7 protein-coding genes, 1 tRNA gene and 3 pseudogenes are annotated in these 7153 nt (G+C 70.6%); 10 read left to right on the forward strand and 1 reads right to left on the reverse strand.

Features of this window, described 5'->3' with window-relative positions; all coding sequences use genetic code 11:
* The coding region (locus AC2W7A_RS07440) for a response regulator transcription factor (RefSeq protein ID WP_485990797.1) at positions 1–249 on the forward strand (249 nt) is incomplete at its 5' end.
* Positions 250–380: 131 nt separating this feature from the next.
* Here AC2W7A_RS07440 and AC2W7A_RS07445 read toward each other — a convergent pair.
* Positions 381–1588 (reverse strand): annotated as a pseudogene (locus tag AC2W7A_RS07445) (pyridoxal phosphate-dependent aminotransferase).
* 185 nt (positions 1589–1773) lie between these two features.
* On the opposite strand from AC2W7A_RS07445, the gene AC2W7A_RS07450 reads away from it, so the two are divergent.
* From AC2W7A_RS07450 to rplL, 9 genes and pseudogenes are all read left to right on the forward strand, one after another.
* Positions 1774–1846: transfer RNA gene (locus AC2W7A_RS07450), tRNA-Trp, on the forward strand.
* Between the two features lie 72 nt (positions 1847–1918).
* Complete coding sequence (gene secE / locus AC2W7A_RS07455) at positions 1919–2173, forward strand: preprotein translocase subunit SecE (RefSeq protein ID WP_485990798.1); 255 nt, start codon at positions 1919–1921, stop codon at positions 2171–2173.
* Between the two features lie 84 nt (positions 2174–2257).
* Entirely contained in the window at positions 2258–3127 is an 870-nt protein-coding gene (gene nusG / locus AC2W7A_RS07460; RefSeq protein WP_485990799.1) for a transcription termination/antitermination protein NusG, read from the forward strand.
* Between the two features lie 138 nt (positions 3128–3265).
* Positions 3266–3697, forward strand: a complete 432-nt coding sequence (gene rplK / locus AC2W7A_RS07465; protein ID WP_485990800.1) for a 50S ribosomal protein L11 — start codon at positions 3266–3268, stop codon at positions 3695–3697.
* 91 nt (positions 3698–3788) lie between these two features.
* A pseudogene (gene rplA, locus AC2W7A_RS07470) lies at positions 3789–4492 on the forward strand (50S ribosomal protein L1).
* 234 nt (positions 4493–4726) lie between these two features.
* Positions 4727–5011 (forward strand): annotated as a pseudogene (locus AC2W7A_RS07475) (GNAT family N-acetyltransferase); the annotation flags it as partial.
* 230 nt (positions 5012–5241) lie between these two features.
* A complete protein-coding gene (locus tag AC2W7A_RS07480; RefSeq protein ID WP_485990803.1) occupies positions 5242–5778 on the forward strand; it encodes a hypothetical protein in 537 nt (178 codons plus the stop codon).
* Between the two features lie 135 nt (positions 5779–5913).
* Positions 5914–6429 carry a 50S ribosomal protein L10 gene (gene rplJ / locus AC2W7A_RS07485; RefSeq protein ID WP_485990801.1) on the forward strand — a complete coding sequence of 172 codons (516 nt, stop codon included), beginning with the start codon at positions 5914–5916 and terminating at the stop codon, positions 6427–6429.
* Positions 6430–6505: 76 nt separating this feature from the next.
* Positions 6506–6895, forward strand: coding sequence for a 50S ribosomal protein L7/L12 (gene rplL, locus AC2W7A_RS07490; RefSeq protein ID WP_485990802.1), 390 nt, complete (start codon positions 6506–6508; stop codon positions 6893–6895).
* Positions 6896–7153 lie beyond the last annotated feature (258 nt).

The following is a 7153-nucleotide window of genomic DNA, read 5'->3' on the forward strand; positions in this document are numbered from 1 at the left end:
CGGGAGGGCCGGGCGGCACCCGGGGACGCCGGGGCGCCGGCCTCCGACGAGGAGCTGGACCGCCTCTCCGCCCGCGAGCGCGACGTCATGCGCCTGATCGCCCGCGGCTTCACCTACCGCGAGGCCGGGGCGGAGCTGTTCATCTCCGACCGCACGGTGGAGTCCCACGTCTCCTCGGTGCTGCGGAAGCTGCAGCTGTCCAACCGCCACGAGCTCACCCGCTGGGCCGCCCGCCGCGGCTACGCCTGACCCGGGTCGAGGGCGCGCGGACAGACGCAAGGCGACCGGCCGTCGTCGGGAAGAACGGACTCCTCCACGACGACGGCCGGTCGCCTTCGGTGCGCGGCCCGCCGGCCGCGGTCCTCACCGGGGAGCGGGGCTCACTCGGAGAGCAGGGCGCGGATGCGCTCGACGCCCTCGGCGAGGTCGTCGTCGCCCAGGGCGTAGGACAGGCGGATGTAGCCGGATGGGCCGAACGCCTCGCCTGGGACCACCGCCACCTCGGCCTCGTTGAGGATCACGGCGGCCAGCTCCTCGGAGGTGGACGGGGTCACGCCGCGGATCTCGCGGCCCAGGGCGCCGCGCACGTCCACGTAGGCGTAGAAGGCGCCCTGAGGGGTCGGGCACTCGAAGCCCGGGATGGCGTTCATGGCCTCCACCATGGTCCGGCGGCGGCGGTCGAAGGCCGTCTTCATCTCCTCCACGGCGTCCAGCGGGCCGGACACGGCGGCCAGGGCGGCGCGCTGGGAGACGTTGGAGACGTTCGAGGTCGCATGGGACTGCAGGTTCGTGGCGGCCTTCACGACGTCCAGCGGGCCGGCCATCCAGCCGACGCGCCAGCCGGTCATGGCGTAGGTCTTGGCCACGCCGTTGAGGATCACGGCCTGCTCGGCCAGCTCCGGGACGGCCTTGACGATCGAGGTGAACGGCATGCGTCGTAGGTCAGGTGCTCGTAGATCTCGTCCGTGACCACCCACAGGCCCTTGTCCAGGGCCCAGCGGCCCACGGCCTCGGTCTCGTCGGGGGAGTAGACCGCGCCGGTCGGGTTGGACGGGGAAACGAACAGGAGGACCTTCGTCCTCTCGGTGACGGCCTCCTCGAGCTGCTCCACGGTGACCTTGTAGCCCTGCTCGGGTCCGGCGAAGACCTCCACGGGCACGCCGCCGGCGAGGCGGATGGCCTCCGGGTAGGTGGTCCAGAACGGGGTGGGCACGATGACCTCGTCCCCCGGGTCCAGGAGGGAGGCGAAGGTGTTGTACACCGCCTGCTTGCCGCCGTTGGTGATCAGCACGTGCTGGGAGTCCAGGGCCACACCGGAGTCCCGTGCGGTCTTGGCGGCCACGGCCTCGCGCAGCTCCGGCAGGCCGGCCGCGGCGGTGTAGCGGTGGTTCTTCGGGTCATGCGCGGCGGCGACGGCGGCCTCGACGATGTAGTCCGGGGTCGGGAAGTCCGGCTCGCCGGCGCCGAAGCCGATCACGGGCCGGCCGGCGGCCTTGAGCTCCTTCGCGCGGGCGTCGACGGCCAGGGTCGCGGACGGGGCGATGGAGCCGATGCGCTGGGAGACGCGGCGGGCGGGTGCGGGTGCCATGGGTTCCTCTTGCTCTCTGGAGGGCGGACGGCGGTGCGGGTCCGCGGCGGGCGCGGGCGACTGGCCTCCAGCCTAGTCGCGTGGACGGGCCGGTTCGACTTTCTCCCGCTGGATGGCGTAGGCTATCCACTCGGCACCGTGACGCAGTCCTGCCGGAGAACAGTCCGGGGGCGGCATGCGGTCCTAGGGTAGTGGCGCAATTGGTAGCGCAGCGGTCTCCAAAACCGCAGGTTGCAGGTTCGAGTCCTGTCTGCCCTGCGCATCGACGCAGCCGCCCGGCTGGTCGAGAAGACGGTAAGACGTATCGGCGATCCGAACGAGTGAGGCCACGTGTCTGAGACGGCAGTGAGCGGCGGCAGCGGCCGCCCCGCAGACGCCCGCAAGAAGCGTGGCCTCCTCGCCCGTATCGGCCTCTTCCTGCGCCAGGTGATGGATGAGCTCCGCAAGGTGGTCACCCCGACCCGCGAGGAGCTGCTCCGCATGACCGGCGTCGTGCTCGCCTTCGTGGCGATCATGATCCTGCTGGTGATGGGACTGGACTGGCTCTTCGGCACGGCGGCACGCTTCACCTTCGGAGGCTTCTGACCGAGGGGCGCGGCCACCGGAAGGGCCGCCGCTGCGTGAGACCGTCCGCAGCCTCTGTACCCCGTGAGCAGAAAGCAGGAACCCGTGTCCGAGCAGGAACTCGATCCCCAGACCGCCGAGGACGCCGTCACCTCTGAGGAGACCGCCCAGGCCGAGGAGATCACCGCGGACGAGACCGCGGAGACCGCTGAGACCGAGGCCCCCGCTGCCGAGGAGACCGACGCGCCGGCCGAGGAGCCGGAGGCCGCCCAGGCCGACGCCGACCCAGCCGAGGCCGAGGAGGCCCCCGCCGAGGACGCCGAGCCCGAGGTCGACCCCGCCGAGGAGCTCCGCACCCGCCTGCGCCGTCAGCCCGGCGACTGGTACGTGGTGCACACCTACGCGGGCTACGAAAAGCGCGTGAAGACCAACCTCGAGACCCGCATCCAGACCCAGGACATGGAGGACCTGATCTACGAGATCGAGGTCCCCATGGAAGAGGTCGTCGAGATCAAGAACACCACACGGAAGATCGTCTCCCGTGTGCGCATCCCGGGCTACGTGCTCGTGCGCATGGACCTGACGGACGCCTCGTGGGGCGTCGTCCGCCACACCCCGGGCGTCACCGGGTTCGTGGGCAACGACGCGCACCACCCGCAGCCGCTCTCCCTGGACGAGGCCTTCGACATGATGGCCCCGTCCGTCATCCAGGAGGCCGCCAAGGCCGCCGAGAAGGAGGGCCGCGCCGTCCCCGCCGCCGCGGAGGAGGGCGCTGCGGGCCTCGAAGCCCCGGCCGTTCACGTGGACTTCGAGGTCGGAGAGTCGGTCACCGTCAACGACGGCCCGTTCGAGACCCTCCCGGCCACGATCTCCGAGATCAAGCCGGAGGCCCAGCAGCTGGTGGTCCTCGTCTCCATCTTCGAGCGCGAGACCCCGGTCACCCTGTCCTTCAACCAGGTCACCAAGATCCTCTGACGGACAGACAACACAATCGTCCCCTCGCCCCCGGCCGCCTGGCCGGGCGTCAGGGGCACCGGCCGCCGCGCCACGGCGGCCACCGCCCGCAGTACGCTCCTGTGCTGCGGGTCCACCAGTGAGAGAAGGATCCGACACATGGCTCCCAAGAAGAAGGTCGCCGGCCTGATCAAGCTCCAGATCCAGGCTGGCGCTGCCAACCCGGCCCCGCCGATCGGCCCGGCCCTCGGCCAGCACGGCGTGAACATCATGGAGTTCTGCAAGGCCTACAACGCCGCCACCGAGTCGCAGCGCGGCAACGTGGTCCCGGTGGAGATCACGGTCTACGAGGACCGTTCCTTCACCTTCATCACCAAGACCCCGCCGGCCGCCGAGCTGATCAAGAAGGCCGCAGGCGTCTCCAAGGGCTCCGGCACCCCGCACACGGACAAGGTCGGCAAGCTGACCCAGGCCCAGTGCGAGGAGATCGCGCAGACCAAGATGGAGGACCTGAACGCCAACGACATCCAGGCTGCCGCGAAGATCATCGCCGGCACCGCCCGCTCCATGGGCATCACCGTCGAGGGCTGACACCTCCCGGACATCCGTCCACACCACTCTTTCCACGTGGCAGGGCCGAGCGCGGCCCGCAGACCACAACTGCACAAGGAGAAGAACGCAGATGGCACAGCGCAGCAAGGCATACAAGGCCGCCAAGGCCGCGATCGAGGATCGCCTCTACTCCCCGGCCGAGGCCATCGCCCTCGCCAAGGAGACCAACCCGTCGAAGATCGACGCCACCGTGGAGGTCGCCATGCGCCTCTCGGTCGACCCGCGCAAGGCCGACCAGATGGTGCGCGGCTCCGTGTCGTTGCCGAACGGCACCGGCAAGACCGCCCGCGTGGTCGTGTTCGCCACCGGTGAGCGCGCCGAGGCCGCCCGCGCGGCCGGCGCGGACTTCGTCGGCGACGACGACCTGATCGCGAAGGTCCAGGGCGGCTGGGTCGACTTCGACGCCGCCGTGGCCTCCCCGGAGCTCATGGGCAAGGTCGGCCGGCTCGGCAAGGTCCTGGGTCCGCGCAACCTGATGCCGAACCCGAAGACCGGCACCGTGACCCCGGACGTGGCCAAGGCCGTGACCGACATCAAGGGCGGCAAGATCGACTTCCGCGTCGACAAGCACTCGAACCTGCACTTCATCATCGGCAAGACCTCGTTCGACGCCAAGGCGCTCGCCGAGAACTACGCCGCCGCCCTGGAGGAGATCCTCCGCCTGAAGCCGGCCTCCTCCAAGGGCCGCTACATCACCAAGCCACCGTGGCCACCACCTTCGGCCCGGGCGTCCCGATGGACCCGAACGCCACCAAGGTCGAGGCCGAGGACTGATCCTCGCCTGACCGAACGGTCCCCTGACCGTTCCCGACGACGGCCGGTCTCCGCACGGAGGCGGCCGGCCGACGTCGTGTCCGGGGAGGGGCGTGGTGCAAGGGGGCCATGAGTCAGAACACGGCGCCGGACCTCACCTTCTCCTGGATCCAGGCGCCGCAGCGGCTGGAGTACGAACAGGATCCGGTGCCCCAGAGCACGGCCGACTTCCTCACCGCCGCCCAGCTGGGGGAGATGCTGCAGGCCCGGTTCTGGGGGCACAACGACTTCTATCGCGCCCCGAAGCAGCGGCTGCGGGACGCCCAGCCAAGTGCGGAGCAGGTGACGCAGACCCTGCTGGTCCGCACGCCTGCGCTGGAGGACGATGATCCCCGCGGGGGAGTCGTGGCGCTCGGGCGGCTGCTGCGCCGCCCCGGCCACCTCTGGGTGGGCGTGGATCCGCGGTTCCGCCGAGGCGGGATCGGGTCGGCGGTGCATGAGCGCCTCCTCGAGGCGGCGCGCGAGGACGGCTGCACGGTCCTGCAGTCCTGGTCGGACCATCGCCGCCTGTCTGAGGACGCTGGCGTGGGGGACCAAGCCGCGTCGGTGCAGACGCGAACGCCGGACGCTGCGCCGGGGGCAGCGAGCAAGGCGAGGCCGCGCGCCAGGGCCTGCACGGCCCGCTCAGCGAGGGCAGCGCCCCGCCGCTGCGCTCCGGACATCGTCTGGTCACCTGGGAGGCACCCTGCCCGGAAGAGCACGTGGAGGCGATGGCGCGTCTGCGCGGGCTCATGGACGTCGACGCGCCCAGTGGGGAACTGCGGCATGAGCACTCCCCGTGGGACGTCGCCCGCTACCGTGCGCAGGAGCGGCGCCGCGGGGAGGCGGGGGAGTCCGTCTTCACCGTCGCCGCCGTGGACGGTCGAGGCCGGGTGGTCGGCCACAGCGACGTCGAGGCCTACGCGGAACGACCGCACGTGGCGTTCCAGGGCTCGACGATCGTCGAGGGGGACCATCGGGGCCACGGGCTGGGCATGGCCATGAAGCGGGAGAACCTGGCCCGCTTCGCCGTCGTCTGGCCGGACGCCGAGCGCGCGACCGGCACCGAGCCAGAAGATTCGGCTGCTTCAAGGCGGGTCGACGTGGCCGATTCCTCTGGTTCGGCGGAGGGGCCGAACCCGGTTTGTCGTCCGCGCCGAGGATGGGATATGATCGGCGGACCGAAGACCGCCGGTCGCGGTGATCCATGCCCTCGGGCTGGAGATCCGTCGAAGGTCCTCCCAGGCGGAGGCGACCTGCGCAGGTGAAACGTGAGCCACGCGCTGACACATGGACTCCTTGCGGAGCCCGCCGTCCCGCCGCGCCCCGTGCACCTGCACGGGGCGTTTCTCTTTGTGGGGATCGCGCGGTATCCGATTGAAGATCCCATTGAGAGGAGTGCCATGGCGACGTCTGCAAAGAAGTCGGCGGTGGCTGAGCTCGCGGACCTGTTCCGTGAGTCCAACGCCGCTGTGCTGACGGAATACCGTGGCCTGACGGTGGGCGAGCTCAAGCAGCTTCGCAACGCCATCCGTCAGGACGCGACCTACGCCGTGGCGAAGAACACGCTCGCCGAGATCGCGGCCAAGGAGGCCGGTGTGGAGGGACTCGAGTCCCACCTGTCCGGTCCGACCGCGATCGCCTTCGTGACCGGTGACCCGGTCAGCGTCGCGAAGGCGCTGCGTGACTTCGCCAAGGACAACGACAAGCTCGTGCTCAAGGGCGGCTACATGGACGGCCAGCCTCTGGACGAGGCCGGCATCAAGCAAATCGCGGACCTCGAGTCCCGCGAGATGTTGCTGTCCAAGTTCGCCGGCGCCATGAAGGGCTCCATGAGCAAGGCCGCCGCCCTGTTCCAGGCCCCGCTGTCGAAGTCCGTCCGCACGGTCGAGGCGCTGCGCGCCAAGCAGGACGCCTGAGCGTCCCACCCATCCAAGGGGCCGCGCGGCCCTCACCCACACCTACTTCACGTAGCAACCACGTAAAGGAGCCATCATGGCCAAGCTGACCACCGACGAGCTGCTCGCCGCCTTCGAGGAGCTGACCCTCATCGAGCTGTCCGAGTTCATCAAGGCGTTCGAGGAGAAGTTCGACGTCACCGCCGCCGCTCCGGTGGCCGTCGCCGCCGCCGGCGGTGCCGCTGCCGGTGGCGAGGCCGCCGCCGCCGAGGAGAAGGACGAGTTCGACGTCGTCCTCGAGGCCGCCGGCGACAAGAAGATCGGCGTCATCAAGGAGGTGCGCGCCCTCACCTCCCTCGGCCTGAAGGAGGCCAAGGACCTGGTGGACGGCGCCCCGAAGCCGGTCCTCGAGGGCGTCAACAAGGAGACCGCCGAGAAGGCCAAGGAGCAGCTCGAGGGCGCCGGCGCCACCGTCACCCTCAAGTGATGATCGCGGCCTGAGCCGCATCACCGCTTCCGCACCCGACCCCCGTTCCGCCTCTGCGGAACGGGGGTCGAGTCGTGTCCGGGGCGTCCGGCCGCCCGCCGGCCCCGCACGGGGAGTCCGCGGCTCCAGGGAGCCTCCGGCCTCCACCCAGCAGTTCCTCCAGGCGGATCGGTAGTGTCTCCGCCCATGTCCGCCTCCGTCCACGACGACCGCCGCCACGACGACGGGCCGCTCCCTCCTGCGCGCCGGTGGCCGGCC

The sequence above is a fragment of the Micrococcus sp. LASM2_SD2 genome, from assembly GCF_057364565.1.